The 26380-nt window shown below is 71.4% G+C and carries 20 protein-coding genes; 18 read left to right on the forward strand and 2 right to left on the reverse strand.

Annotated elements, in window-relative coordinates; translation table 11 throughout:
- Positions 1 to 12 precede the first annotated feature (12 nt).
- From AC5WS8_RS33650 to AC5WS8_RS33660, 3 genes are all read left to right on the forward strand, one after another.
- A complete protein-coding gene (locus AC5WS8_RS33650; RefSeq protein WP_496107310.1) occupies positions 13 to 2046 on the forward strand; it encodes an acetoacetate--CoA ligase in 2034 nt (677 codons plus the stop codon).
- The gene (locus tag AC5WS8_RS33655; RefSeq protein ID WP_496107311.1) at positions 2043 to 2396 is read left to right on the forward strand and encodes a DoxX family protein; all 354 of its coding nucleotides are present in this window, start codon (positions 2043 to 2045) and stop codon (positions 2394 to 2396) included. Before AC5WS8_RS33650 ends, AC5WS8_RS33655 begins: the two co-directional genes overlap by 4 nt.
- A gap of 134 nt (positions 2397 to 2530) precedes the next feature.
- Entirely contained in the window at positions 2531 to 3223 is a 693-nt protein-coding gene (locus AC5WS8_RS33660; RefSeq protein WP_496107312.1) for a hypothetical protein, read from the forward strand.
- 132 nt (positions 3224 to 3355) lie between these two features.
- Here the strand turns inward: AC5WS8_RS33660 and AC5WS8_RS33665 are convergent, their stop codons facing one another.
- Positions 3356 to 3958, reverse strand: coding sequence for a TetR/AcrR family transcriptional regulator (locus tag AC5WS8_RS33665; protein ID WP_496107313.1), 603 nt, complete (start codon positions 3956 to 3958; stop codon positions 3356 to 3358).
- 119 nt (positions 3959 to 4077) lie between these two features.
- On the opposite strand from AC5WS8_RS33665, the gene AC5WS8_RS33670 reads away from it, so the two are divergent.
- On the forward strand, positions 4078 to 4890 hold the full coding sequence (locus tag AC5WS8_RS33670) for an SDR family NAD(P)-dependent oxidoreductase (RefSeq protein WP_496107314.1): 813 nt from the start codon (positions 4078 to 4080) through the stop codon (positions 4888 to 4890).
- A gap of 213 nt (positions 4891 to 5103) precedes the next feature.
- Here the strand turns inward: AC5WS8_RS33670 and AC5WS8_RS33675 are convergent, their stop codons facing one another.
- A complete protein-coding gene (locus tag AC5WS8_RS33675; protein ID WP_496107315.1) occupies positions 5104 to 5361 on the reverse strand; it encodes a hypothetical protein in 258 nt (85 codons plus the stop codon).
- Between the two features lie 1037 nt (positions 5362 to 6398).
- On the opposite strand from AC5WS8_RS33675, the gene AC5WS8_RS33680 reads away from it, so the two are divergent.
- The 14 genes from AC5WS8_RS33680 (at position 6399) to AC5WS8_RS33745 (ending at position 26380) form a co-directional block, all read left to right on the forward strand.
- Positions 6399 to 7877, forward strand: coding sequence for a sugar transferase (locus AC5WS8_RS33680; RefSeq protein WP_496107316.1), 1479 nt, complete (start codon positions 6399 to 6401; stop codon positions 7875 to 7877).
- Positions 7878 to 7950: 73 nt separating this feature from the next.
- Complete coding sequence (locus AC5WS8_RS33685; RefSeq protein WP_496107317.1) at positions 7951 to 9267, forward strand: nucleotide sugar dehydrogenase; 1317 nt, start codon at positions 7951 to 7953, stop codon at positions 9265 to 9267.
- The gene (locus AC5WS8_RS33690; protein WP_496107318.1) at positions 9257 to 10522 is read left to right on the forward strand and encodes a glycosyltransferase family 4 protein; all 1266 of its coding nucleotides are present in this window, start codon (positions 9257 to 9259) and stop codon (positions 10520 to 10522) included. The genes AC5WS8_RS33685 and AC5WS8_RS33690 overlap by 11 nt, the downstream gene beginning before the upstream one ends.
- On the forward strand, positions 10519 to 11886 hold the full coding sequence (locus AC5WS8_RS33695) for a Wzz/FepE/Etk N-terminal domain-containing protein (protein WP_496107319.1): 1368 nt from the start codon (positions 10519 to 10521) through the stop codon (positions 11884 to 11886). Before AC5WS8_RS33690 ends, AC5WS8_RS33695 begins: the two co-directional genes overlap by 4 nt.
- Positions 11883 to 13403 carry a Wzz/FepE/Etk N-terminal domain-containing protein gene (locus AC5WS8_RS33700; protein ID WP_496107320.1) on the forward strand — a complete coding sequence of 507 codons (1521 nt, stop codon included), beginning with the start codon at positions 11883 to 11885 and terminating at the stop codon, positions 13401 to 13403. Before AC5WS8_RS33695 ends, AC5WS8_RS33700 begins: the two co-directional genes overlap by 4 nt.
- Before the next feature lie 3 nt (positions 13404 to 13406).
- The gene (gene asnB, locus AC5WS8_RS33705) at positions 13407 to 15362 is read left to right on the forward strand and encodes an asparagine synthase (glutamine-hydrolyzing) (RefSeq protein ID WP_496107321.1); all 1956 of its coding nucleotides are present in this window, start codon (positions 13407 to 13409) and stop codon (positions 15360 to 15362) included.
- Positions 15359 to 17542, forward strand: a complete 2184-nt coding sequence (locus AC5WS8_RS33710; protein ID WP_496107322.1) for a bi-domain-containing oxidoreductase — start codon at positions 15359 to 15361, stop codon at positions 17540 to 17542. Before asnB ends, AC5WS8_RS33710 begins: the two co-directional genes overlap by 4 nt.
- On the forward strand, positions 17539 to 19497 hold the full coding sequence (locus AC5WS8_RS33715) for a heparinase II/III family protein (protein ID WP_496107323.1): 1959 nt from the start codon (positions 17539 to 17541) through the stop codon (positions 19495 to 19497). Before AC5WS8_RS33710 ends, AC5WS8_RS33715 begins: the two co-directional genes overlap by 4 nt.
- Before the next feature lie 208 nt (positions 19498 to 19705).
- On the forward strand, positions 19706 to 21232 hold the full coding sequence (locus AC5WS8_RS33720; protein ID WP_496107353.1) for a right-handed parallel beta-helix repeat-containing protein: 1527 nt from the start codon (positions 19706 to 19708) through the stop codon (positions 21230 to 21232).
- Position 21233: 1 nt separating this feature from the next.
- Complete coding sequence (locus AC5WS8_RS33725) at positions 21234 to 22466, forward strand: O-antigen ligase domain-containing protein (RefSeq protein WP_496107324.1); 1233 nt, start codon at positions 21234 to 21236, stop codon at positions 22464 to 22466.
- A gap of 2 nt (positions 22467 to 22468) precedes the next feature.
- Positions 22469 to 23710, forward strand: coding sequence for a glycosyltransferase (locus AC5WS8_RS33730; RefSeq protein WP_496107325.1), 1242 nt, complete (start codon positions 22469 to 22471; stop codon positions 23708 to 23710).
- Positions 23707 to 24942: a class I SAM-dependent methyltransferase gene (locus AC5WS8_RS33735; protein ID WP_496107326.1), complete on the forward strand. Its 1236-nt coding sequence runs from the start codon at positions 23707 to 23709 to the stop codon at positions 24940 to 24942. Before AC5WS8_RS33730 ends, AC5WS8_RS33735 begins: the two co-directional genes overlap by 4 nt.
- Positions 24939 to 25736, forward strand: coding sequence for a glycosyltransferase family protein (locus tag AC5WS8_RS33740; protein ID WP_496107327.1), 798 nt, complete (start codon positions 24939 to 24941; stop codon positions 25734 to 25736). Before AC5WS8_RS33735 ends, AC5WS8_RS33740 begins: the two co-directional genes overlap by 4 nt.
- Positions 25733 to 26380, forward strand: a complete 648-nt coding sequence (locus tag AC5WS8_RS33745; RefSeq protein ID WP_496107328.1) for a PIG-L deacetylase family protein — start codon at positions 25733 to 25735, stop codon at positions 26378 to 26380. The genes AC5WS8_RS33740 and AC5WS8_RS33745 overlap by 4 nt, the downstream gene beginning before the upstream one ends.

Below are 26380 nucleotides of genomic sequence, written 5' to 3' on the forward strand. Positions count from 1 at the left end.
GAGCACCACGCCATGACCACCCCGCACCCCACGCCGCATCCGGAACCGTTCCTGTCGCCCGACCCGAAGACTGCCGCCGGCAGCCGCATCGCGGACTTCGCCCGCTGGGCCGCCCGGCGCCGGGGCGCCGAAGGCATCCAGGACCCCACCGACTACCAGGCCCTGCACCACTGGTCCGTCACCGACCTGGAACGTTTCTGGGCGGCGGTGTGGGAGTACTTCGACGTCGACGCTGCCACTCCGTACGAGCGGGTGCTGGCCGAGGAGACCATGCCCGGCGCCCGCTGGTTCCCCGGAGCCACCCTCAACTACGCCCACCACGCACTGCGCAACCTGCACCCGGACGCTCCCGCGATCACCGCACTGGACGAGACCGGAGCCGGCTACGAGATCACGGGCCGGCAACTGCGCGCCCAGGTCGCCTCCGTCGCCGCCACCCTGCGCGACCTGGGCGTCGGACAGGGCGACCGGGTGGTCGGCTACCTGCCCAACACCCCCCACGCCGTCATCGCCTTCCTCGCCACCGCCGGCCTGGGCGCGGTGTGGTCGGTGTGCGGCCAGGACTACGCGCCCAAGGCCGCCGCCGACCGCTTCGCCCAGCTCGAACCGACGGTGCTCATCACCGCGGACGGCTACCTCTTCAACGGCGCCACGCACGACCGTCGCGCCGCCTCCCTCGAACTGGCCGACGCCCTTCCCACCCTGAGGGCCGCCGTGCTCGTGGACCACGTGGGCCTCGCCTGGCCCGAGCAACGGCATCCGCGGCTGACGGTGCCCTGGGAGGACGCGGCCACCCGCACCGAGTACCTCTCCATCGCCCCGGTGCCCTTCGACCACCCGCTGTGGGTCGTCTTCTCCTCCGGCACCACCGGCCTGCCCAAAGGCATCGTCCACGGCCACGGCGGCGTCCTGCTCGAGCACCTGAAGATCCTCGGCCTGCACTGCGATCTGGGCGTCGGGGACCGCCTGCTGTGGTACACCACCACCCACTGGATGATGTGGAACCTGGTCGTCTCCACCCTGCTGACCGGCGCCACCACCTGCACCTACGACGGCAGCCCCGCGCCGGTGGCGCGCCCGGACGTCCTGTGGGAGCTGGCGGCCCGCCACAAGGTCACCGTCTTCGGAACCAGCCCCCAGTACCTGCTGGCCATGGCCAAACTGGGCGTCGAACCCTCCGTGCACGACCTGTCGGCCATCCGCGTCGTCGGCAGCACCGGCTCCACCCTGCCCGCCTCCGCCTACCGCTGGGTCCGCGACCACGTGGACGCGGGCATCCAGCTGGCCTCCACCAGCGGCGGCACGGACGTCGTCTCCGGCTTCGCCGGCAGCGCCCCCACCACGCCGGTGTGGGCGGGTGAGCTGTCGGCCCCCAACCTCGGCGTGGCGCTCGCGGCGTACGACGGCGCGGGACAACCGGTCGTCGACCAGGTCGGCGAACTCGTCGTCACCCGCCCGATGCCGTCCATGCCGCTGTACTTCTGGAACGACCCCGACGGCAGCCGCTACCGCGACGCCTACTTCACCGCCTACCCGGGCGTATGGCGGCACGGCGACTGGATCACCCTCACCTCCCACGGCTCGGTGGTCGTCCACGGCCGCTCCGACGCCACCCTCAACCGCAACGGCGTGCGCCTGGGCAGCGCCGACATCCACGACATCGTCGAACGACTCCCCGAGATCACCGAGGCCCTCGTCATCGGCGCGGAGGAACCCGACGGCGGCTACTGGATGCCCCTGTTCGTCGTCCCCGCGCCCGGTGTCACGCTGGACGACGCCCTGCGCGAGAAGATCCGCGGCGCCATCCGCACCGGCGCCTCCCCCCGCCACGTCCCCGACGAGGTCCTCGCCGTACCGGCCATCCCCCACACGAAGACCGGCAAGAAACTCGAAGTCCCGGTCAAGCGCCTCCTCCAGGGCGCTCCCGCCGAGCAGGTCCTCAACTCCTCGGCGGTCGACAACCCGGACCTCGTCGCCTACTTCGCCGGCCTGGGAGCCGAACGCCGCCAGGCCCGTCACCCGCACACCGTCAAGGACGCTTCATGAGCCTCTCCGCCGCCCTGGCCTGTCCGATCGTGCTGATCTTCGCCCTGCTGGGCACAGCCAAGATCCTGGCCCTCGGCCCGATGCCCGAGCTGGCCGCCCACGCCGGCTTCACCACCTCGGCCTACCGGCTGATCGGTGCGCTGGAGGTGGCGGGCGCCATCGGCGTGGCGATCGGCCCGGCCCTGCCGCTGCTCGGAGAGCTGGCCGGCCTCGGCCTCCTGCTGCTCCTCGGCGGTGCCGTGACCACGCACGTACGCAAGGGAGACGGGCCGCCGAAACTCGTCCCCGCGGTGGTGTGTGCCGCACTGGTCGCCTGGTATCTCGTGCTCCTTGCCGGTGCCGGTTCGTGACGTCGGCTGAGCGCCGTAGCAGCCACAGGCAGGAGCATCGTGCTCGTCTGCGGCTGCGCGCAGGCGGCCGAGCCTCCTGAGTCCTGTCAGCGAGCTCACGCCGGGGCTGGCACACTGAATCTGTGGTTCCGCTGATGACCGCGACCGACCAGGCCGCGTCCTCATCGCTCACAGGCGCCGGTGTGGTGTCGGTCTGCGCACTGCTCTTCACCGTCGCGTCGTTCTGGTGGCTCAACGCCAGACAAGGGCGCCTGAAGACATGGGAGCCCCACGCCTTCGCAGCGATCATCCACTCATCGACGGCCCGCCTGCGGCTCCCGCTCGTCCTTCACAACACCGGCCCCAAGCCGATCGTCGTACAGGACCTCCTCCTGACCTTCCCCGACGAGCCGGCTTCTCACCTGCCGCTGCTGTGGGTGTCCTCACCGTCCCGCCTCCAGCCGGGGCTGGACGAGGAAGCGAAGCTACCGGCCGGGTTCGTTGTGCCCGGGAGAGAAGCGCAACAGCTCTTCATCGAGTTCGAGGCACCCTTTTCGGGATTCATTCCGGAAGCTCGTGACTACCAGGTCCAGCTGCAGGCAAGAGTCGGCCACCGCAAGGGGTGGCGGCGCCTCCTGACGTTCACCCTGCGGGCCGCCAACATCGTCGATCCGGATCGCTACACCGTCTACGACAACGCACCGGTCGAGCTGACGAAGGAAGATCGGAAAAGGGCGGATGCCGCACTCCTTGAACTGCTGCAAGAGGAAGGAGACGACTCCGCTCCGGGCGGCAGGAGACCGCGGCGTTCTTCCCATGACGACGGCGACGCCGGCACGAGCCGCTGACGCAGCACCCGTCGGCCGAGCACGCTCCTGCTGCGATCAGGAGATCACGGCTCCTGCGGTCACGCCGACACCAGGACGCCACGAACCCGCTGATCGCTACGGCAGCCTCCCGCGACTGATTCTGGCGGCTCCTCATCCGCGGACTGCGGCGACCGCCTCGTCGAAGGCCCGCTCCATGTCGATCGTCCCGCCGCTGCGCACCCAGGCGTCCGTTGCGACCTCCAGGCAGGCCAGGGCACAGGCGGCGATCGCGCGGGCCCGCAGCTCGTTCATCGGGTCCGCGGCGGCGCCCAGGCGTCGCACGACGTCCGGGACGAGCAGGTCCGTCCACTGCTGGCGTTTCTCCAGCCGGCGCGCCCGCAGGGAGGACGAGGCGTGCAGCATGTCGGTGATCTTGAGCATGTCCTCAGGTGAGTAAGGGAGCGAGTCGTGGAGCGCCTTGAGGGCCGCCCGGAGAGCCTCCCAGGGTGGTTCGCCGGTGGGACGCGCTTCCAGTGCCGTCCGCAGGGCCTCGCCGTGGTCGGCGTGGTCACCGAGGACGATGTCCTCTTTGGTGCCGAAGTAGCGGAACAGTGAGCGGCGCGAGATGCCGATCTCGTTCGCGATCTGCTCCATGGTGGTGGCCTCGAATCCGTGCTCGAGGAACAGCCGCATCGCAGTGGAGACGATCTCGGCCTGTACAGCTCGCCGGGTGCGCTCCCGCAGCCCCGCTGGATTGCCCACGCGATGGTCCATGACTCCGTAGCCTACCGCGCTCCGCACTCAGTACCAGTCTGGCACTCTGTGACAGATTCGGCGTACAGTGCCAGCACAGTGCACCGCCGAGAGTGTCCACCGCTTCCCGGGAGCAGCCCATGCGCACCGTCGACTACCACGGCCAGACCACCCTCGTCACCGGCGCCAGCGCCGGCATCGGCGCCGAGTTCGCCCGGCAGATGGCCGCCCGCGGCTCAGACGTCGTCCTCGTCGCCCGCCGCGCGGAACGGCTGGAGAAGTTGGCCGCCGAACTCACTGCGGCTTACGGCGTACGAGCCGCCGTCATCCCACTGGACCTGAGCCTGCCCGCCGCGGGGCAGACCCTCGCCGAGGAGGTGGCGCGCCGCGGCCTGGAGGTGACCAGTGTCGTGAACAACGCCGGATTCGGTACCTTCGGCCCGTTCCACACCGAGGACCCCGAGCGGCTCGGCCAGGAGGTCAGCGTCGCCATCGCGGCCGTCGTCGACATCAGCCGGGCATTCATCGAGCCGCTGCGGACCGCCGGCACCGGAGTGCTGGTCAACGTCGCGAGCATGGCCGCGTACTTCCCCATCCCGAACATGGCCGTCTACGCGGCTGCCAAGGCGTTCGTGCTGCACTTCACCGAGGCCCTGTGGCATGAATCCCGCGGGACCGGGCTGCGCGTGCTCGCGCTGTCGCCCGGAGCGACCAGCACCGAGTTCTTCGACGTCGTCGGCACGGATGCGGCAGACGGCGGCAGCAAGCGCCAGTCCCCCCAGGAAGTCGTTGCCACAGCACTGCGAGCGCTCGACCGCCGCACACCACCGCCGAGCGTCGTCTCAGGCCGGCTCAACCGCGTAATGGCCGGCCTGGGCCGGGGGTTGAGCAGGCGTCACGCGGTCCTGCTCATGGGATCCATGACCGCCGCACACGAGGGTCCGGCCCTTTGATCGGGCGACTCCGCCGTGTCGCCGTGCTCAGCGAGAGACCTGACCGACGACGAGCGGGCGGTACCGCAGTCGCTGCCGCCGAGGGGCACCAACCGGCGTGACGGCCCGTGAACCGGGGCGGGCACGCACACACCGCCCTCGAGGCGCCGGCGGCGGCGCAGCCGTACCCGCGGCGACCGGCCGGCTGATCCGCACGCAACCGCGCAGTCGTGGTCAGGTGCCCTCGGGACCCGGCTCGAACGTGAAATAGATGCTCAGGCAGTAGGGCTCGGCCTCGCCGTGGAGGAAGTCCCACGACACGTCCGACAGCCGGATCTTTTGGTCCTGCACCCACTCATGGGCCTTCTTGAAGGCTTCCGCGGCAGTTGCGGCCAGGAACAGCTTCCTGGCCATGGGATGCACTCCGGTCACGGCTTCCGAGTCGTCAAATCCCTCCGGAACGTCCAGGCAGAAGTCGGGATGCAGCACCATGAAGTGCGCCCTTCCAGTCGGTTGGCGAGTACGAATCGTCAGAGGCCGATCCTCCGGGCTCGACGCCAGGGAAGACCTCCGCACGCCCAGGAAGGGTTGCTTCCGCCGACCGCGCGGCTGGGCGACGCAGCCGGTGAACGGCCCTGTGCGTGCGCCTCGCCCCGGTGGCGGAAACATCCGGCCTCCGCATTCGCCGGTGGGGTGTGACCGCCCGCCACCCGGCCGGTCGTGGTCAGCGTTGGTCGGCCGGTTACGGGGGCGTGGGCCGTCGGCCAGGGCGACGTCTGCCGGGTGCTCGCACTGGGTGAACAGGGCGTCGGCGGCGGCGAGTACGGCCGCCCGGTTGCGGGCGGCGCCCTTGCGCGGGCTGCGCTCGGGCACGGGATTCCTTCTCTGCACCTTGACGGAACGGTCCACGGGGCCGGTCCGTGGAGGGCTCACACCGGCCCGTTGCCGGCTTCGGTGACGCGCCATCAGGCGGCTGCGGCAGTGCCCCGGCCCCGGTGCCCGCGGTGCGGCGCCGCCCTCGTGATCAGCGGCGCTCGCTCCACAACAGCGCGCGGTGGCGTCAAGACACCGGTGGGCGGTCGCCGATCGACGGATCCGGCCTCATTGATTGACCACAAATTTCACACATCCTCTCTTCATACCGGACCCGATGGTCTAGATTGACTCGTGCTTCAGCTGTTCGAGCATGAGGCGAGCAGTAATGATCTATGGTCCGGCGCTGCGGAAAGCCAGCAGTCACGTCCCCGGCGCCGGGCGTGGGGGTGATCAATTCCTGGAGTCCGAGGGGGGCCTTGGGCGCGGGGAGCACCCGATGTTTCGACGGGTTTCCGCGCACCTCGAGAGTCGGCAGGACATGCAAGTCTGCTGCCGCCTGGGTGGGTTGCCCGAGTAGCTCTGGAACAGCCGGGATGAATGCGCGGGGGGCGGGGGCCTCCCGAGGGGAATCAGTGCCGGGAGGCGGGGGCCTCCCGGGGGGCGAAACAGTGTGAGGCGATCACGTCGAATCACTGGGGACCTTGGGGGGTTCTGTGCGGCGAGGGGAACTTGTCAGCCCATTTCCGTCGACGGGCGGGCGTCTGGCGAACGGGGCGATCAGCCGGCCCGTGATCGACTGGGAGCAGCGGTACCGCCGTACCGTGATCACCAGCGATACCGTGGCCACCGCCTTCGTGGTGGCGGCGATCGGAAATTTCTTCGGGGACCGGGACGCGGCCAACTGGCACGAGAAGTGGGGAATTCTCGCATTCGGCACGGAGCTGCTGGTACTTGGGGCGCTTGCGGTGAGCCGGGCATGGGCTCCGGCCGTGCTCGGTCAGGGCGCGGAGGAATTCCGCCGGCTCGGACGCTCACTGTTCATGGCGACCGTGGTACTGGCACTCGGCGGAATCGCCCTCACCTCGCGCAACATCAAACTCTGGATATTCGTCGCGATCCCCGCGATCGCGCTCATCACCATGCCCGCTCGGTATCTGCTGCGCCTCTGGCTGCACAAACAGCGGAAGGAAGGCCGGTGCCTGAGACCGGTGCTCGCCGCCGGAAGCACGACCACCGTGCGCGATCTGATCACCCGCACCCGTAAGTTCCCGCACCTGGGCTGGCGAGTGGATGCGGTGTGCACGCCGGACGGTCTCGGACCCGCCGGTGACCAACTGGACGGAGTGCCGGTCGTCGGCCGACTGGCGGACGTCGCGGGCCACGTCCGCCGCGACGGCTACCGTGTCGTCGCGGTCACACCCGACCCGCACTGGTCACCGGACCGGCTGCAGCGGCTGGCCTGGAACCTCGAGGGCAGCGACGCCGAGATGGTCGTGGCTCCGGTGCTGATGGAGGTGGCCGGCCCGCGGCTGCACGTCGACGCGGTGCTCGGGATACCCCTGCTGCGGGTCAGCATGCCGACCTTCACCGGAGGCCGCCGGGCGATCAAAGGAGTCGTCGACCGGATCGGCGCAGCGATCCTGCTGCTGCTGTTCGCGCCGCTGATGGTGTTAGTCGGGCTGCTCGTGCTGGCGGACAGTCGGGGCGGGGTGTTCTACCGCCAGCGCAGGGTCGGCAAGGACGGCCGCGAGTTCACCATTCTCAAGTTCCGCACCATGGTCGCCGGGGCCGACCGGGCGCGTGCCGAGCTGGCCGACCTCAACGAGGGCGCCGGCCCGCTGTTCAAACTCCGCCGGGATCCCCGGGTGACCCGGGTCGGAACGGTGCTGCGCCGGTACTCGATCGACGAGCTCCCACAGCTCTTCAACGTGCTCACCGGGTCGATGTCGCTCGTCGGTCCGCGGCCTCCGCTGCCGGAGGAGTGCGCTGCCTACGGACCGGACATCCGGCGGCGGCTGCTGGTCAAGCCCGGACTCACCGGCCTGTGGCAGATCAGCGGGCGCAGCGACCTGTCGTGGGAGGAGGCGGTCCGGCTGGACCTGCGGTACGTGGAGGACTGGTCGCTCGCCCTGGACACAGTGATCTTGTGGAAGACGCTGCGTGCCGTGGTCTACGGGCAGGGCGCCTACTGATGCGCGGGGGTCGTCGACCGGCCCGGCGCGCGGACCGCAGGCCGGAAGGCCTGCCTGGGGGGAGGAACGGGTCATGAGAGTCAGCGTCTTCGGGCTCGGCTACGTGGGCTGCGTGTCGGCCGCGTGCCTGGCCGGCATGGGTCACGAGGTCATCGGGGTGGACGTGAACCAGGTGAAGGTCGACCTGGTCAACGACGGCAAGGCCCCGGTGGTCGAGGAGAGGATCGACGAACTCATCGCCGAGGTCGTGAGAACCGGGGCCTTGCGCGCCACCGGCGACGTCCGCGAGGCGATCACGGGCAGCGAGGTGTCGCTGGTCTGCGTGGGCACGCCGTCGGAGCCCAACGGCAGCCTGTGCACCACGTACCTGGAACGGGTCACCGAGCAGATCGGCGCCGCGCTGGCCGAGCGGGGTGGGCGGCACACCGTCGTCTTCCGCAGCACCATGCTCCCGGGCACCTGCCTGAACCTGCTGGTACCTCTCCTGGAGAAGCACGTCGGCGGCACGGCCGGGGTGGACGTCGGAGTCGCGGTCAACCCGGAGTTCCTGCGCGAGGGCACAAGCGTCCGGGACTTCTTCGACCCGCCCAAGACCGTCGTCGGCGAGCTCGACCCGGCAAGCGGCGACGCGGTGCTGGCGCTGTACGACGGCCTGCCCGGCGAGGTGTTCCGGGTGCCGATCCCGACGGCCGAGGCGATCAAATACGCGGACAACGCGTTCCACGGCCTCAAGATCGGCTTCGCGAACGAGCTGGGCGCGGTGTGCCAGGCGCTCGGGGTGGACTCGCACCAGGTGATGGACGTGTTCCTGGCCGACCGCAAGCTGAACATCAGCCCCGCCTACCTGCGGCCCGGCTTCGCCTTCGGTGGCTCGTGCCTGCCCAAGGACCTGCGCAGCCTGGTCCACGCGGCGCAGCGGGCCGACGTCTCGGTGCCAATCCTCGCCCACGTGCTGCCCTCCAACTCCGACCATCTGAAGCGCGCGGTGGAGCTGGTCGAGCGCACCGGCAAGCGCCGGGTGGGCCTGTTCGGGTTGTCCTTCAAGCCCGGCACCGACGACCTCCGCGAGAGCCCGCTCGTCGAGCTGGCGGAGAGGCTCTTCGGCAAGGGGTACGAGCTGAAGATCCACGACGCCAACGTGAGCCTGTCCCGGCTGCTCGGCGCGAACCGCGAGTACATCGAGACCCGGCTGCCGCACCTCGCGCAGCTGCTCGCCGATTCCGTCGACGAGGTGCTGGAGCACGCCGAGGTGTGCCTGGTCGGGACCAGGGATCCGGCCGTGCTGTCGGCGCTGCCCCATGGCGACGGCCCGGTGATCGTCGACCTGATACGCCTTCCCGACGCCGAGGCGCGCCGGACCGAACCGGGGTACATGGGCCTTGCTTGGTAACGCAACCAGCGGCGACGGGTCGGACCGGAGCGCGCTGATCCTGGTGGAGAACCTGTCCGTGCCGTTCGACCGGCGGGTGTGGCAGGAGTGCACGACGCTGCGCGACGCGGGCTGGACGGTACACGTCATCTGCCCTCAGGGGAGTAAGCGGGACACGGAACCGGAGGCGGAGATCGACGGGGTGCGGATCCACCGCTACCCGTTGCGCGCGGCCACCGGAGGGCCGGCCGGCTACCTGCGGGAGTACGGATCGGCGTTGTGGCACACGGTCCGGCTGGCCCGCACGGTGGGGCCGGTCGACGTGGTCCACGCCTGCAACCCGCCCGACCTGCTATTCCTGCCTGCACTGTGGCTGAAGCGGCGCGGCGCGCGGTTCGTCTTCGACCAGCACGACCTGGTACCCGAGCTCTACCTCTCCCGGTTCGGCCGCGGCGAAGACCTGCTCTACCGCGCCGTGTGCGCGCTGGAACGGCTGACCTACCGGACCGCGGACGTCGTGCTCGCCACGAACGAGAGCTACCGGGACGTCGCGATGCGCCGTGGCGGCCGGCGGCCGGAGGACGTCTTCGTGGTGCGCAGCGCGCCTCAGGTCGACCGGTTCCGCCCGGTGCCACCCGAACCGGAGCTGAAGCGCGGCAAACCTCATCTGCTGTGCTATCTCGGCGTCATGGGCCCTCAGGACGGCGTCGACTACGCCTTGCGGTCCCTCGCGAGGCTGCGTGACGAGCTCGGGCGGACCGACTGGCACGCGGTGTTCGTCGGCGCCGGCGACGCCTTCGACGCGATGGTGGAGCTGTCCCGACGGCTCGGACTCTCGGAGCAGGCGCAGTTCACCGGGCGCATTCCGGACGCCGACCTGGTGCGCTACCTGTCCACCGCGGACGTGTGCCTCTCCCCCGACCCGCGCAATCCGCTCAACGACGTGTCGACCATGAACAAGGTCCTGGAGTACATGGCGATGGGCCGGCCGATCGTCTCGTTCGACCTGAAGGAGGCGCGGGTCTCCGCCGGTGACGCCGCCGTCTACGCGCCCGCCAACGACGAGGCCGAGTTCGCCGGGCTCATCGCGCTGCTGCTGGACGATCCGGAGACCCGGACCCGGATGGGCAAGATCGGCCAGGAGCGGGTCAGCGGGCGGCTTTCCTGGCGGAACTCGCAGGCATCGCTGCTCGCCGCCTACGCCGCCGCGTGCCGTGACCGCGCTCCGGTGTCGGCGGGCGACCCGCTCCGCGCAGGGAAGAGGCAGCGCCGTTGAGCGATGACACGATACGTCTGGTCACGATCGGGCGGATTCTCCGTCGGCGTTGGCGGCTTCTCGCCGTCGTCACCATGATGGGTGCGCTCGTCGGCTACGGCGCGTCTTTGCTGTTCCCGCCGCGGTACACGACCTCGGCATCGGTGCTGCTGCCGGGTGCGTGGGAGGAACGCGAGCTGCTGACTCAGGCCGAGATCGCGACCAGTTCGGTGGTGGTCGACCGCGCGGCCGCCACGCTCGGGTGGAGAGGGGTCAGCGGCAGCGAGCTGCGGGATCGGGTGACCGCCACGGCCGCCGACGGGAACATCATCCAGATCTCCGGCACGGCCGACACCCCCGAGCGCGCACAGCAACTCTCCGACCAGGTGGCCCAGCAGTTCGTCACATACGCCGCGCGGGTCGTGGGCGGCAACACCGACCCCGACGCGGCGGCGCAGCTCGAGGCACTGCGGCAGATGGTGGAGAAGACCAGCGGCCGCATCACCAAGTTGGCCGAGGCGGCCGATCCGGGTCAGACCGTGGAGAGCGTGCAGGCCCGCACCGACCTCGAGAAGCTGCGCACCACGCTGCAGGAGGCCATGAACAAGCTGGACCAGGCCGGCCCGGCCGCCGACAAGGCCAACATGGTCGTCATGGGGCCGGCACCCCGGCCGGCCGGCGAGGCACCGCCGACGAGGGTGCAGCTCGTCGTCGCCGGCGCACTGCTGTTCTTCCTGCTCGCGGTCGTCGGCCATCTCACCGCCGCACGGATGAGCCGCCGACTGCGCACCGAGCCGGAGATCGTCGCGGCGCTGGGCTCGGCGCTGCTGGGTACCGTCGACGTACCCGGTGAGCGGCCCGTGCACCGGCCGAAGGGCCGTGGCGCGCGGGCCTGGATCCGCTGGCTGCTGGGCGTCGACACCAGATGGGACGCGCCGACCCCGCGGTCGTCCGGCGGCGACGCCGGCAGGCAGATCCGCTACCGGCGGGTGTGCGCCCGCATCCGGGACCAACTGCCGGCCCCCCGGCGGCTGCTGGTTGTCGTGCCGGACGGCGACGAGATCGCCCGCCGGGCCGCCGGACAGCTCGTCGCCGAGGCCGGGACCGATCCGCTGCTGCGGGTGGTGGGGGTTCCCGTGTCCCGGCCGATGGTGCCCGACCACGACAACGAGTCCGGTGCCCTGGTCGTGCTCGGCGCGGGCAGCTGGACCGCGGAGGAACTCGCCGGCATCGCCGACGCCTGTGTGGACGCGGGGCATGAGGTCGTCGGCATCGTCGTCGCCGACACGGTCCAGGTCCGTCCGACGCGGTCCGCAGGCCATCCTCCGGATGAGGCCACTCTGACGCTCGCGGTTCGCGGCCGCACGACGGGAGGTTCGGCGTGACGACGAGCGAGACGTCGGAGTCGTCGGCCGCCGCTCCGCTGCTGGACCTGCAGGCGCTGGTGGTGGCGGTGCGCAGGCGCCGCCGTCTCTGGTGCTCCGCGGCGCTGCTGGGGCTGCTCATCGGCGCGGCGGTCGCCGTCCTGCTGCCGCCGCAGCCGACCGCGGTGACCAAGGTGCTGGTCGCGCACAAGGAGGACCAGCCGAACGACCCGGGAACGCTGATCCGCACCGACGTCGCGCTGCTGCACACCACGCAGATCGCCGGCAAAGCCCTGCGGTCCCTTGGATCCCCGGAAACGCCGGAGGACTTCATGCAGGAATACGGGGGCGTCGGCGTGACCAACAACGTGCTGCAGATCACCGTGACGGGTGACAGCGAGGCGGAAGCGATGGCCCGTGCCAAGGCGCTGGCCGATGCGTTCGTCGCGGACCATGTGACGCGGATACAGGCAGCCGCGGACGCCGAGGCCAAGAGCCTGCTCGACCAGCGTGACCGAATGCGGGACGAACTCGCCCAGGTCAACAAGGCGATCGGAGACGGATCGCCGCAGAGCGGGCCGAAGGCGGCGGCGAACCTGGAGTCGCTCTTCGCCCGCCGGGCCGAACTCACCTCGCGTATCACCGATTTCGGCCAGCGCGCCGCGGAGGCCCGCATCGGCACGCCCCAGCTCGTCGCCGGCACACAGGTCGTGGACGCCCCGCACGCGGTGCGGCACTCCCTGCCCAAGAGCGCCGCCACCGACGCCGCGATCGGGCTCGTCCTCGGGCTGGTCCTCGGGCTCGCGGTGGCCGCGGTCGGCACGGTGGTGGCGGACCGCCCCGTGCTGCGCCGGGACATCGCGGCGAACCTCGGTGCCTCGGTCATCGCGGAGCTGCCCCGCCGATCGGGCAGGCTGTGGCAGCGCCGACGGACACGGGCGGCACGCGAACGGCTCACCGCGTCCCTGGCCCGTACCGTGCGCAACTCCGCGGAACCGGTGTCGCTGCTGGAACTGGGCTGTGCGCGCAGCACGAGCGTGATCGCCCTGGACCTCGCTCGCGCACTGGCGGCGGAGGGGCCAGTGGTCGTCGTCGATGGTCTGCCCGGCCTGCAGCTCGCCGGCCGCCGCCCGACGCCAGGGGACCCCACCGTGGTCAGCGGCGAGCGCGCCGCGGCCGTGTCGCCCCGGGAGCGCAGGCTCGGCGTCGGCTCGGTGGGGCCCGGCACGGCGTGGACCGACCTCCAGTACCTCGGCACCCAGACGGTGCTCGTCGTGCGGGCCGGGCACGGCAGCGCCGCATGGCTGCACACCGTGGCGCGGCAGCTCGCGGACCAGCGCATCGTGGTGATCGGTGTGGTGCTGATCGACCCCGATCCGCGTGACCGGACCGACGGCACGCTGTGGGACGGGCTGCACACCGCGCTGCGCGGCCAGAACGAGCGGCTGGCCCGGCAGAGCGGGACGGGCCGGCGGCGGGCGGAGCGGCTGCCGATATGGGCGGCAGGGGCCCCGGACAGCGACCAGGAGGCGCGGTAGGACATGTGTGGCATCGCAGGCACTTACCGATGGCCGGACGGGAAGGCCGTGACCGACCGGCTCACCGACACGCTCGCCCACCGCGGTCCCGACGGCGCGGGCCGGTACAGCCACCCCGTCGGCGACGGCGAAGTGCACCTCGGGCACCGCCGGCTGGCCATCATCGACCTGTCCGGGACCGGCGCCCAGCCGATGGTCTCGGACGGCCTCGCCCTGACGTACAACGGCGAGCTGTACAACGCGCCCGAGCTGCGTGCCGAGCTGGCGGCCGCCGGGGTGCGCTTCCGCGGCACCTCCGACACCGAGGTGCTCCTCGAGGCCTGGCGGCGCTGGGGCACGGACTGCCTGCCGCGGCTGCGCGGCATGTTCGCGTTCGGCGTCTTCGACGAGCGGACCGGTGACCTGGTGCTCGCCCGCGACCAGCTCGGCATCAAGCCGCTGTTCCTGCTCCGGCGCGGCGAGGGTCTGGTGTTCGCCTCCGAGCTCAAGGCGCTCACCGCCGCGACCGGCGGGTCGCTGGAGGTGGACCATGCCGCACTGGTCGCCTCGCTGCTGTACTACTGGGTGCCGGACTCGCGCTGCGCGTTCCGCGAAGCCGAGAAGCTGCCGGCGGGGAGCTGGCTGAAGTACCGGGCCGACGGCCGGGTGGAGCGCGGCCGGTTCTGGGACCTGAAGCACGTCGCCACCGAGGGCCGGGAGCGGGCCCGGGCCGGTGAGCGGCCGGACATAGCCGCCGTCGTCGAGGAGTCGACGCGGCGCCACCTGCTCTCCGACGTGCCCGTGGCGACCTTCCTCTCCGGCGGCCTCGACTCCAGCTACCTGACCGCGCTGGCGGCCCGCCACCAACCCGGGATCTCCGCGTACACGATCGGGTTCCGCGCCGAGGACGCCAGGTTCGAGGCGATGCCGGACGACCTGCGCTACGCCCGGCGGGTGGCCGAGCGGTTCGGCGTCGACCTGCACGAGATCGAGATCGCTCCCAACGTGCTCGACCTGCTGCCGCAGATGACGTACCACCTGGACGAGCCGATCGGCGACCCCGCCGCGATCAACACGTTCCTGATCTGTTCGGCCGCCCGGGAGGCCGGGGTCAAGGTGATGCTCTCGGGGATGGGCGCCGACGAGCTGTTCGCCGGGTACCGCAAGCACCTGGCCAATCTGCTGGCGCTGCGCTACCAGCGCGTGCCGCGGCCCCTGCGGCGCGGGGTGTCCGCGGCCGTGGACCGGCTGCCGGTCGCCACGTCCCGCCGGGGGTACCGGTCGGTGCGCTTCGCGAAGCGGTTCCTCTCCTTCGCCGATCTGCCGGAGGAGACCGCGTTCCGGCGCAGCTACACCATGTACGACCAGGAGGAGCTGCTCGCCCTGCTGGATCCGGACCTGGCCGGGACGGTCGAGGACGTGCTGACCGAGCATGCGGACATCTACGAGGACAACGACCTCGACGACTTCGTCAACCGCATGTGCCTGGGCGACGCCCGGATGTTCCTGCCGGGCCTGAACCTCGCCTACACGGACCGCTCCAGCATGGCCGCGTCGACCGAGGTGCGGGTGCCTTACGTGGACGTCGAGGTGGTCGAGGCGGCGTTCGCCGTGCCCGGTGATCGAAAGATCGTCGGACGGCAGGGCAAGGCCGTCCTGAAGGAGGCGGCCACCTCGATCCTGCCCCGGGAGATCGTGTACCGGCCCAAGGGCCTGTTCAGCGCCCCGCTGCGCGCCTGGATGAGCCGGGATCTGGCACCGCTGGTGCGCGAGGTGGTCAACGACGGCGTCCTCGTCCGTTCCGGGTTCCTGCGCCGGGACGCGCTTCAGCGGCTCGTCGCCGAGGACGCCGCCGGGCAGCGGGACTTCTCCAAGCATCTGTGGCATGTGCTGACCCTCGAGTACTGGTATCGCGACGCGACCTCTGGGTCCGGCCAGAGCACTCGGTTGACGGCTTGGAAATCAGAGGAGTTCGGGTGAAACAGGTTGTGCAGAACTACAAGAGCGGCGAGCTGGCGGTGCTCGACGTGCCGGTGCCGGGGTGCAAGCCGGGCGGTGTGCTGGTCCGTAGCGCCTACTCGCTGATCTCCACCGGGACCGAGCTGATGAAGGTGTCCGAGGCCGGCATGTCGATGCTGGGCAAGGCCCGCTCCCGACCGGACCAGGTGGCCAAGGTCATGCAGAGCGTGGCCACCAACGGGGTGCCCGCCACGTACCGCAAGGTGATGGGCAAGCTGGACTCGTACACGCCGCTGGGCTACTCGCTGTGCGGGGTGGTCGAGCAGGTCGGCGCCGGGATCGACGATGTGGCGGTCGGTGACCTCGTGGCCTGCGCCGGCAATGAGCACGCGTTGCACGCCGAGCTGAACTGGGTGCCGAAGAACCTCTACGCCCGGGTCCCGGACGGTCTCGCGCCGCGGCACGCGGCCTTCGGCACCGTCGGGTCGATCGCGCTGCAGGGCGTCCGCCAAGGCGAGTCACAGCTGGGCGAGGTGGCACTGGTCATCGGCCTGGGGCTGATCGGGCAGCTCGTGGTGCAGCTCCTTGCCGCCTCGGGAGTCCGTGTCGTCGGGGCAGACCCCGACCCGGTGCGCTGCGAGCTCGCCGAGCGCCTGGGCGCGGCGGCCTGCGGCGATCCCGCCTCCGCGGCCGTGGAAACCGCCGTCGCCGAGCTCACCGGCGGCCTGGGTGTGGACCAGGTGTACCTGGCCGCCGGCGGCGGCAGCAACCAGCCCGTCGAGCTGGCCGCCAAGTTGAGCCGGGACCGCGGCCGGGTCGTCGACATCGGCAAGTGCCGCCTGGACCTGCCGTGGAACGCGTACTACGAGAAGGAGCTCGACGTCCGGTTCTCGCGCAGTTACGGCCCCGGGCGCTACGACCCGGAGTACGAGCTCGGGGGGCGGGACTATCCGATCGGCTACGTACGCTGGACCGAGCGCCGCAACCTGGCGTGCTTCCTGGACCTCCTCGCCCGCGGCAGCGTCGACGTGGAACCCCTGGTCTCCCACATCGCCGACTTCGACGACGCCGTCGACACCTACCAGAGCCTGAGGGACGGCGACCTGAAGGCCGTCGCCGTGCTGTTCCGCTACCCCGGACACACGGCGGAGCCGGCGGCCCCGGCGGTGGCCGTGCCCGCGGTGACGGCACGCGGCAGCGGTGCGTCCACCCCGGCCCGGGCCGCCGGGACGCCGGTGCGGCTCGCGTTCGTCGGCGCGGGAAACTACGCGAGTTCGATGCTGCTGCCGCACCTGGTGCAGCGCGACGGTGTCGAGCTGTCGACCGTCGTCACCACGACGGCGCTGTCCGCGGCCAACGCGCAGCGGAAGTTCGGCTTCGCCGAGGCGACCACCGATCTGGACGCCGTGCTCGGCGACAAGTCCATCGACGCGGTGTTCGTGGTCACCCGGCACAGCTCGCACGCCGAACTGACCCGAAAGGCGCTGCTGTCCGGCAAGGCCGTGTTCGTGGAGAAGCCCCTGGCACTCACCGAGGACGAACTGGGCGGCGTGCTCGCGGCGGTGGAGGAATCCGGCAACGACCGGCTGCAGGTGGGGTTCAACCGCCGGTTCTCGCCGTTGCTGCGGGAGGCCCGGCAGCGGTTCGGCGCCCGCAGCGGTCCGGCGAGCCTGCGCTACCTGGTCAACGCGGGCCGACTCGACCACGGCAGCTGGTACCTCCGTCAAGGCACCGAGGGATCACGGTTCGCGGGCGAGGGCGGGCACTTCATCGACACGGCGAGCTGGCTGCTCGGGGCCGACCCGGTCTCGGTGTACGCGGTCGCCCCGTCCGGCAACGAGGACCTGCAGATCGTGCTGCGCTACCCGGACGGGTCCATCGCCACCATCAGCTACGTCACCAGCGGCCCGGCCGGCTTCCCCAAGGAGACGCTGGACCTGGTCGCGGACGGCAGGGCGCTGCGGCTCGACGACTTCGTCCGTGCCTCGGTGTACGGCCGCAAGCGGTGGGTCAGTTCGCGGCTGCCCAAGGCGCGGGACAAGGGCCAGTCCGCCGAACTGGCCGCGTTCGTCAAGGCGGTGCGGACCGGTGGCCCGATGCCGGTGCCGCTTCAGTCGCTGGTCGCCACCACGGCGGCCACCCTCGCCGTGCAGACCGGCCTCGCGGGCGGTGTGCCGGTGACGTTGGCGGGGGCGCGATGACCATGAGCGCGGGCTGGTACCTGCGGCGTCTGTCCCGGATGGGACCGCGGGAGGTCGGCGGCCGGGTGGGCGACGCGGTGCGCAGGCGGCGGTGGCGGTCGGCACGGCCCGAATGCCCGAGCGTGACCGGCGCCCGGTTCACCGCGGTACTGCCCGCGGGCACGACCGCCGCGGTGCCTCCGGACGCCGCGAAACGACTCATCGCCGAGGCGGACCGGCTGATGGCCGGGCACGCCGCGTATTTCGGCGTGGACCGCGACGACCTGGCCGACCCGGACTGGTGGTACGACCCGAAGACCGGGCGCCGGGCTCCGTGGGGCTACGCCTTCGACGTGCCGTACCGCGACGAGGACGCGGTCGGGGACATCAAGCAGATCTGGGAGCTGTCCCGGCATCAGTACCTCACCGTGCTCGCCTCCGCCTACGCGATCACCGGGGACGAGCGGTACGCCGAGCGAGTGGCCGAGCACCTGCGGTCCTGGTGGGCGGCCAACGCGCCGCTGCGCGGAGTGCACTGGACCAGCGGTATCGAGCTGGGGATCCGGCTGCTGTCCTGGGTGTGGATCCGCCGGCTGCTCGACGGCTGGCCGGGCGCGGCCGCCCTGTTCGAGGCCAACCCGGTGGCGCTGCACCAGATCTGGCACCACCAGCGCTGGCTGGCCGCCTTCCCCAGCCGGGGATCTTCGGCGAACAACCACGTCATCGCCGAGACCGCCGGGCAGTTCGCCGCGGCGTGCGCGTTCGGCTGGTTCCCCTCCTCGGCGCGCTGGCGGGCCGACGCGCTGCGGTCGCTGGAGCGGCACCTGCGCAGCAACACCTTCGCCTCCGGCCTCAACCGCGAGCTGGCCACCGAGTATCACGGACTGGTGCTGGAGCTCGGTCTGGCCGCGGTGGCCGAGGCGGATGCCGCAGACGTGCCGGTCCCCGCGTCGATCCGGCTCGTACTGCTGCGGATGACCGACGCGCTCGCGGCCGTCGTGGACAGCCGGCTGCGGCCGCCGCGCCAGGGGGACGCGGATGACGGGCACGGTCTGGTCGTGGACGGCGCGGGCACCGACCGCTGGGCCTCGCTGCTGGCCACCGGGGACGCCGTGTTCGGCCGGCTCTCCTGGTGGCCGGAGGTGACCGGCACCGATGTGCGCACCCCGCTGCTGGCCGCGCTCATCCGGCCGTACGCGAAAGGGGGCACCGCACCGGCCGTGACCCGCCCGGCAAGCCGACCGGCTCACTTCGCCGACGCGGGACTCACCATCCTGCGCGGTCCGGGGGAGATCTGGTGCCGCTGCGACGGTGGTCCGCACGGCTTCCTGTCCATCGCCGCGCACGCCCACGCGGACGCGCTGTCCGTGGAGGTCCGGCACGACGGGGTCGACGTGCTCGCCGACCCGGGGACGTACTGCTACCACGGGCAGCCCGAGTGGCGGCAGTACTTCCGGTCGACCCTCGGCCACAACACCCTGCAATGGGACGGCGGTGACCAGTCCGTCTCCGGCGGCCCGTTCCTGTGGACCCGGCATGCCCGCAGCCGGGTCCTGGCCGTGGACGCCTCCGGTGACGGTGTGGCCCGCTGGTGTGCCGAGCACGACGGTTACCGGCCCTCCGTGCACCGCCGCCGGGTGGAGCTGACGGCCGCGAGCCGGGAGCTGAGGGTGATCGACGAGGTGCACGGCCCGCGCGCGGCCGTGCGGCTGGCGTTCCACCTCGGCCCGGCGATCGCCGCGGACCTCGTGGGGAACCGGGCCGTGCTCACCTGGGCCAGGGACGGCGAGGACCGCTCCGCGGTGCTCGACCTGCCCGGGGAGCTGTCCTGGCGGGCGCATCGCGGCGAGACCGAGCCGCCGCTGGGCTGGTACTCCGCCGGATTCGGGCGCAAGGAACCCGCCACCACGCTGGTGGGCACCGGCTTCGCCGACGGCGCGGAGGGCTTCACCACCGTGCTCAGGTTCCGCGGCTAGGGGGCTTCTGGTGGATCTCCGTGGAGGCGGGAGCGGCGTGCGGCGCGTACTCCCGGCATGCCGGCCGAAACCCCTCGTACTGGGCGTACTCGGGCTTTTGGCGGGTGCGGCGAGTGGGAGTCCGCCCTGCTCGAAGAGATTGGGGGAGCGTGCCGGGCGTCGCGACGCCGCGGAGATCCGTCAGAAGCCCCCTGGGGGCGGCGCGGGGATCAACAGGCGGCACTGGGCGTGGGCGGGGGCACCGCTGGCGCTGGCCCTGCTGGCGGTGACCGGCTGTGAGAGCACGCCGAGCGCCCGGGCGAAGCCGACCGCCGCGCCGTCCGCACCCACGTCCACGCCTGTGGCCCGGGTGTGCGCCCGGCCGGCGGACGGGCCGGCGAAGGCTCCGGCGGGCGCGGTGACGGTGGACCCCGCGGTGGTCGGTGACCTGGCGGCGAAGACCAGGAGCAGCCCTGCGCACACCACGTTCTGGCTTCGACCGGGCACGCACAGGCTCGACCCGGACCGCTATGCCCAGGTCGTCCCCAAGGAGGGGGACCGCTACCTCGGTGCGCCGGGCGCGGTGCTCGACGGCGGGAAGAGGAACCAGTACGCGTTCAGCGGCAGTGCCCGCGACGTCACCATCAGCCACCTGACCGTGCAGCGTTTCGTCGCGCCGCTCGACGAGGGCGTGGTCAACCATGACTCGGCCGACGGGTGGGTGATCGAGCGCACGACCATCCAGGACAACTCCGGCGCCGGGCTGATGGCCGGTGCCCGCCAGCAGGTCCGCGCGAACTGCCTGCGCGACAACGGTCAGTACGGCCTGAACGCGTACAAGTCCCAGGGGCGCATCAGCGGCCTGGTGGTCGAGGGCAACGAGATCGTGGGCAACAACACCGGCGACTGGGAGCGGCGCAAGCCCGGCTGCGGCTGCACCGGAGGCGCCAAGTTCTGGGCGGTCAACGGGGCCGACATACTGGGCAATTGGGTGCACGACAACCGCGGAACGGGGTTGTGGGCGGACACCGACAACAACGACTTCCGCATCGAGAACAACGTGATCGAGACCAACGACGGTGCGGCGCTGATCTACGAGACCAGTTACAACGCGGTCATCCGGGACAACACGATCCGGCGGAACAACTGGGTCGAGGGCCGCAAGTACGCCGACCGCGGCGACAGCTTCCCGTTCGCGACCGTCTACCTGTCCGAGTCCGGCGGCGAACCACGGATCCGAGCCCGCACGGACAAGATCGAGATCTACCGGAACGTGCTGGAGAACAACTGGTCCGGTATCACCCTGTGGGAGAACGCCGACCGGTTCTGCAACAGCCCGGCCAACACCTCGTCGGGTGACTGCACGTTGCTGGTGAACAGCACCGGCCGCTGCGCACAGCCGGCGATCGCCACCGCACCGCTCTACGCCGACTGCCGGTGGAAGACCCAGCGGGTGGACATCCACGGCAACCGCTTCGTGCTGGACAAGTCCGTCGTCGACTGCACGGTGAAGTGCGACCGGATGGCGGTGCTGGCCAACTACGGCACCTATCCGGACTGGTCGCCGTACCGGGGCGAGCGGGTGGCCGACGCGATCACCGGGAAGCAGCACAACCGCTGGCACGACAACGTCTACGTCGGACCATGGAAGTTCGTCGTCCACGACCCGAGCCGGATACTCGACTTCGGGCAGTGGCAAAGCACGCCGTACCGGCAGGACGCGGGCAGTACCTTCCGTGCGGGGGACGGTGGTTGAGATGGCCGCGGACCACACGCCGAAGATCGCCGGGACAGCCTGGGGACTGCTGGTCCTCAACACGCTCGGCTCCGCCGGGGCGAAGACCATCGTCCCGCTGCCCCGCTCCCTCATCCAGATGGTCACCATGGGCGCGCTGGCCGCCGCGTTCGCGCTGGCGCTCGCGGTCAATCTCCGGCTGCGCATCCGGGCCGGCTCCTTTCTGCTCCTGCTCACCCTGCTGCTGGCGATGAGCGTGATCTCCAGCGCGAACCTGGAGTCCGGGTTCGGCGCGCTGTTCCGCTGCGCCCGGCTGGCTCTCTTCGTCGGCACGCTGTGGCTGCTCAGCCGCTGGTGGGACGGCGGCCTGACCTTCGTCCGGCACCACATCCGGATGTACTTCGCGGTGCTCGGGTCGGTGGCCGCCGGCCTGGTCGTCTCACCGGGCGCGGCCATGCCCGATCTCTACGGCGGGCGGCTGGTCGGCGCGTTGTGGCCGCTCACCCCGCCGCAGATCGGACAGTACGCCGCGGTGATCACCGGGCTCACCGTGCTGCTCGTACTGGGCCGCCGGACCGACAGGACCAGCGCGGCGGTGGTCATCGTGCCGTCGCTCGTCCTGCTCGCGCTGACCCACACCCGGACGGCCACGCTCGGGCTGCTCGTCGGGCTGGCGTTGGCGATCGGCTCGCTCATCCTGACCAGCGCCGCCGCCCGCCGGTTCTTCGCCTGGGCGGTGCTGTGCGCCACGGTGGCCGCGGTGGGGTTCGCCTCCGCGCTCCAGGCGTGGTTCCTGCGCGGACAGAGCCAGGAGAACTTCTCCAGCCTCACCGGTCGGGCCAAGGTCTGGGACGCCCTGCTGGCAGCCCCCAGGACGGGCTCGGAGCAGTTGTTCGGCGTGGGCCTGGGCGACAAGTCGTTCGGCGGGCTGCCGATCGACAACAGCTGGCTGGCCGTTTACAACGAGCAGGGTCTGATCGGCGTCGCGCTGGTGGCTGCGTTCATCATCGTGCTGGGCGGCGTCGCGTTGCTGAGGCCACCGTCACTGCAGAGGGCCTGCGCGATCTTCCTGATCAGCTACTGCGCGATCGCGTCGTACACCGAGGCCGGTCTGGGCGACGCCTCGCCGTATCTGCTGCATCTGGCCGTGGCCGCCTCGCTGTTGGCGGCACCTGCCGCGGCCACTCCCGTCCCGACGCCCGAAGCCCCTCGACGTCGCATCCCGCGATCAACCCGGAGATCGGAGGTGGCCTGAGCATGCACATCCTCGTGGTGCACAACCGCTACGCCTCGGCGCAGCCGAGCGGCGAGAACAGGGTCGTCGACCAGGAGGTGGCGCTGCTGCGCGGGGCCGGTCACCGGGTCGAGGTGTTCGAGCGGCGCAGCGACGACATCGCCGCCCGGTCCCTGCTGGGCAAGGTCGCGGTACCGCTCCTCGTGCCGTGGAACCCGGCCGTCCGCACGGAACTCGCCGAACGGCTCCGCACCGAGCGGCCGGACATCGTCCACGTCCACAACGTCTTCCCGCTCCTGTCGCCCGCGGTCCTCGCCGCCTGCTCCGACGCCGGCGTGCCCGCCGTCGCCACACTGCACAACTACACCCAGGTCTGCCCGCCCGGCACGCTGCAGCGGGACGGCCGGCCGTGCACGGAGTGCGTCGGGGCGACGCCGCTGCCCGCCGTCCGGCACGGCTGCTACCGGGACTCCCGGCTGGCGACGGTGCCGCTCGCGGTCAGCCTGTCGGTCAACCGGCGGCGGTGGTGGTCCGGCGTGGAGCGGTTCTTCTGCATCTCCGCGGCCCAGCGCGACGTCCTGGTTCGGGCCGGCATGCCGGCCGAGCGGCTGGCGGTGAAGCACAACTTCGTGCCCGACCCGGGCGCGTGTCGAACGGGCGCCGGCGAGCATCTGCTCTATCTCGGCCGGCTCGCGGTGGCCAAGGGCGTGCGGCTGCTCATGGCCGCGTGGGACGAGATCGCCGCTGACGGCGGTGTGGGCGTGCCGCTCGTGATCGCCGGCGCGGGGCCACTGGAGCGGGAGGTGGCCGCCTGGGCGGCGGGCCGGGACGACGTGCGGTACGTCGGCCTGTACGACCCGGCTCAGTGCCGGCAGGCGGTCGCGCGGTCGGTCGCCGTGGTGGCTCCCTCGACGTGGCTGGAGGCGTTCGGCCTGGTGGTCGTGGAGGCGATGGCGGCGGGGGTCCCGACCGTCGCCGCCGGTCACGGCGCCTTCGTCGAACTCGTCGAGGACGGGGTGACCGGGCTGCTGCACCGGCCGGGCGAGCCCGCCTCGCTCGCGTCCTGCATACGCCGGATCACGGCCGAGCCGGACCGCAACCGGGAGATGGGGCAGGCGGCCCGGCGCCGTTACGAACAAGGTTTCAGCCCGGCCGTCGGCCTCGACCGCCTGGTTGACGAGTACCGCACCGCGATCGCGGGTCGGTCAGCACTGGCTCGCGGCGGGGACACCCGCGTGAGCAGGGGGGATGGGGACAGCAGATGACACGATGCCGACTCTGCGGTTCGGCGGCGCTGGCGAGCGTCGTCGATCTGGGGGCGACCCCGCCGTGTGAGAGCTTTCTCGCCGCGGACCAACTGGACCGGCCGGAGCCGACGTACCCGCTGCACCTGCGGGTCTGCACCGACTGCTGGCTGGCGCAGATCCCTCCGCTGATCACGCCGGAGGAGACGTTCAAGGAGTACGCGTACTTCTCCTCCTACTCGACCTCCTGGGTGGAGCACGCGCGCACGTTCGTCGCCGACGCCGTACAGCGCCTTGCTCTCGGCCCCGACGCCCTCGTGGTCGAGGTCGCGAGCAACGACGGGTACCTGCTGAGGCACGTGGTGGACCGCGGGATCCGCTGCCTGGGCATCGAGCCCTCGGTCAACGTCGGCGCCGCGGCGCGGGACGCGGGTGTGCCCACGCTCACGGAGTTCCTGGACCCGGACACCGGCGCGGCCGTCCGTGCCGAGCACGGCCCGGCGGACCTGGTCGTGGCCAACAACGTGTACGCGCACATCCCCGACGTGGTCGGGTTCACCCGGGGGCTGCGCGCCCTGGTCGCCGACGACGGCTGGGTCTCCGTCGAGGTGCAGCACCTGCTGTCCCTGATCGAGGAGAACCAGTACGACACGATCTACCACGAGCACTTCCAGTACTACACGGTCGCGTCCGCGATCCGGGCCCTTGCGAGCGGCGGACTCGCGCTCGTGGACGTCGAGCTGCTGCCCACGCACGGCGGCTCCATCCGGCTGTGGGCCCGGCCGGCCGAGGTGGCCGGCGAGCCGACGCGGAGGGTGACCGACGTGCTCGACCGGGAGAAGGCCGCCGGGCTGCAGGAGCTGTCCGGGTACACCGAGTTCTCCGCCCGGGTGGCCAAGGTGCGCCGGGACCTGCTGAGGTTCCTCATCGAGGCGGCCGAGCGCGGCGAGACGGTCGTCGGCTACGGCGCGCCCGGCAAGGGCAACACGCTGCTCAACCACTGCGGCGTCCGGCCCGACCTGCTCCCGTACACGGTCGACCGCAACCCCTACAAGCACGGCAGGTTCACCCCGGGCACCCGCATCCCGATCCTGCCGCCCGAGCAGATAGCCGCCGACCGACCGGAGTACGTCCTCGTCCTGCCGTGGAACCTGCGGGCCGAGCTGGTCGAGCAGCTTTCCTTCGTGCACGACTGGGGCGGCCGGCTGGTCTTCCCCATCCCGGAACTGAGCATTGTCGAGGTCGAGTCATGAAGGTCGTTCTGTTCTGCGGCGGCTACGGGATGCGGATGCGCAACGGATCCTCCGACGACGTGCCCAAGCCGATGGCGATGGTCGGCCCGCGGCCGCTGATCTGGCACGTCATGCGCTACTACGCGCACTACGGGCACAAGGAGTTCATCCTGTGCCTCGGGTACGGGGCCCACCACATCAAGGACTTCTTCCTCAACTACGAGGAGACGACGTCCAACGACTTCGTGCTGCGGGGCGGGCGGACCGAGCTGCTGTCCACCGACATCGCGGACTGGACGATCACGTTCGCCCAGACCGGCATCGAGTCACCGATCGGGGAGCGGCTGCGTCGGGTGCGGCACCACCTGGACGGCGACGAGATGTTCCTCGCCAACTACGCCGACGTGCTCACCGACGCCCCGCTGCCGAGGATGATCGAGAACTTCGCCCGGTGCGACGCCGGTGCGTCGATGATGGTGGTGCCGCCGCAGTCCTCGTTCCACTGCGTGGAGCTGGGCGAGGACGGCCTGGTGGGGGGCATCACCGCGGTGAGCGAACTGCCGCTGTGGGAGAACGGCGGCTACTTCGTGCTCCGCCAGGAGGTCTTCGACCACATCCCGGAGAACGGGGACCTGGTCGCCGACGGATGCGCCCAACTGGCCAAGCACGGCCGGCTGGTGGCACACCGGCACCGCGGCTTCTGGAAGCCGACCGACACCGTGAAGGAGCGGGCCGCGCTCGACGAGGCCTACGCCCGGGGCGACCGCCCGTGGGCCGTGTGGGAGCGGGACGGCGCCGAAGTGAGGACCGCGTGATCCGGCTCGGGGCCGGACCCCTGGACCGGATCGTCGCGGTGGGCGCGCACTGCGACGACATCGCCATCGGCGCCGGCGGCACGCTGCTGTCGCTGTGCCTCGCGCGGCCGGGTGTCCGCGTCGACGCGCTGGTGCTCTCCGGCGGCGGCAGCGAGCGGGAGCAGGAGGAGCGGGCCGCGCTCGCCGCCTTCTGCCCGGGTGCCGATCTGCGGCTGACCGTGCTGAAGCTGCCGGACGGGCGGCTGCCCGTGCACTGGGACGAGGCCAAGGCCGCGGTCGAGGACCTGCGCGGGCAGACCGAGCCGGATTTGATCCTGGCCCCGCGGACCGATGACGCGCACCAGGACCACCGCGGCCTGGCGCAGCTGGTGCCCACCGCGTTCCGCGACCACCTGGTCCTCGGCTACGAGATCGTCAAGTGGGACGGCGACCTCGGCCGTCCGGCGGCGTACCAGCCGCTGTCGCCGGAGATCGCCGAGGAGAAGGTGCGGCTGCTGCAGGAGCACTACCCCTCGCAGCGGCACCGGCCCTGGTACGACCGCGAGGCCTTCCTCGGCCTTGCGCGGATCCGCGGCATCGAATGCCACGAGCGCTACGCCGAAGCGTTCGCCGTCACCAAAGTCATGCTCAACCTGGGGGGTTGA

It is taken from the genome of Streptomyces sp. PTL18 (assembly GCF_059510295.1).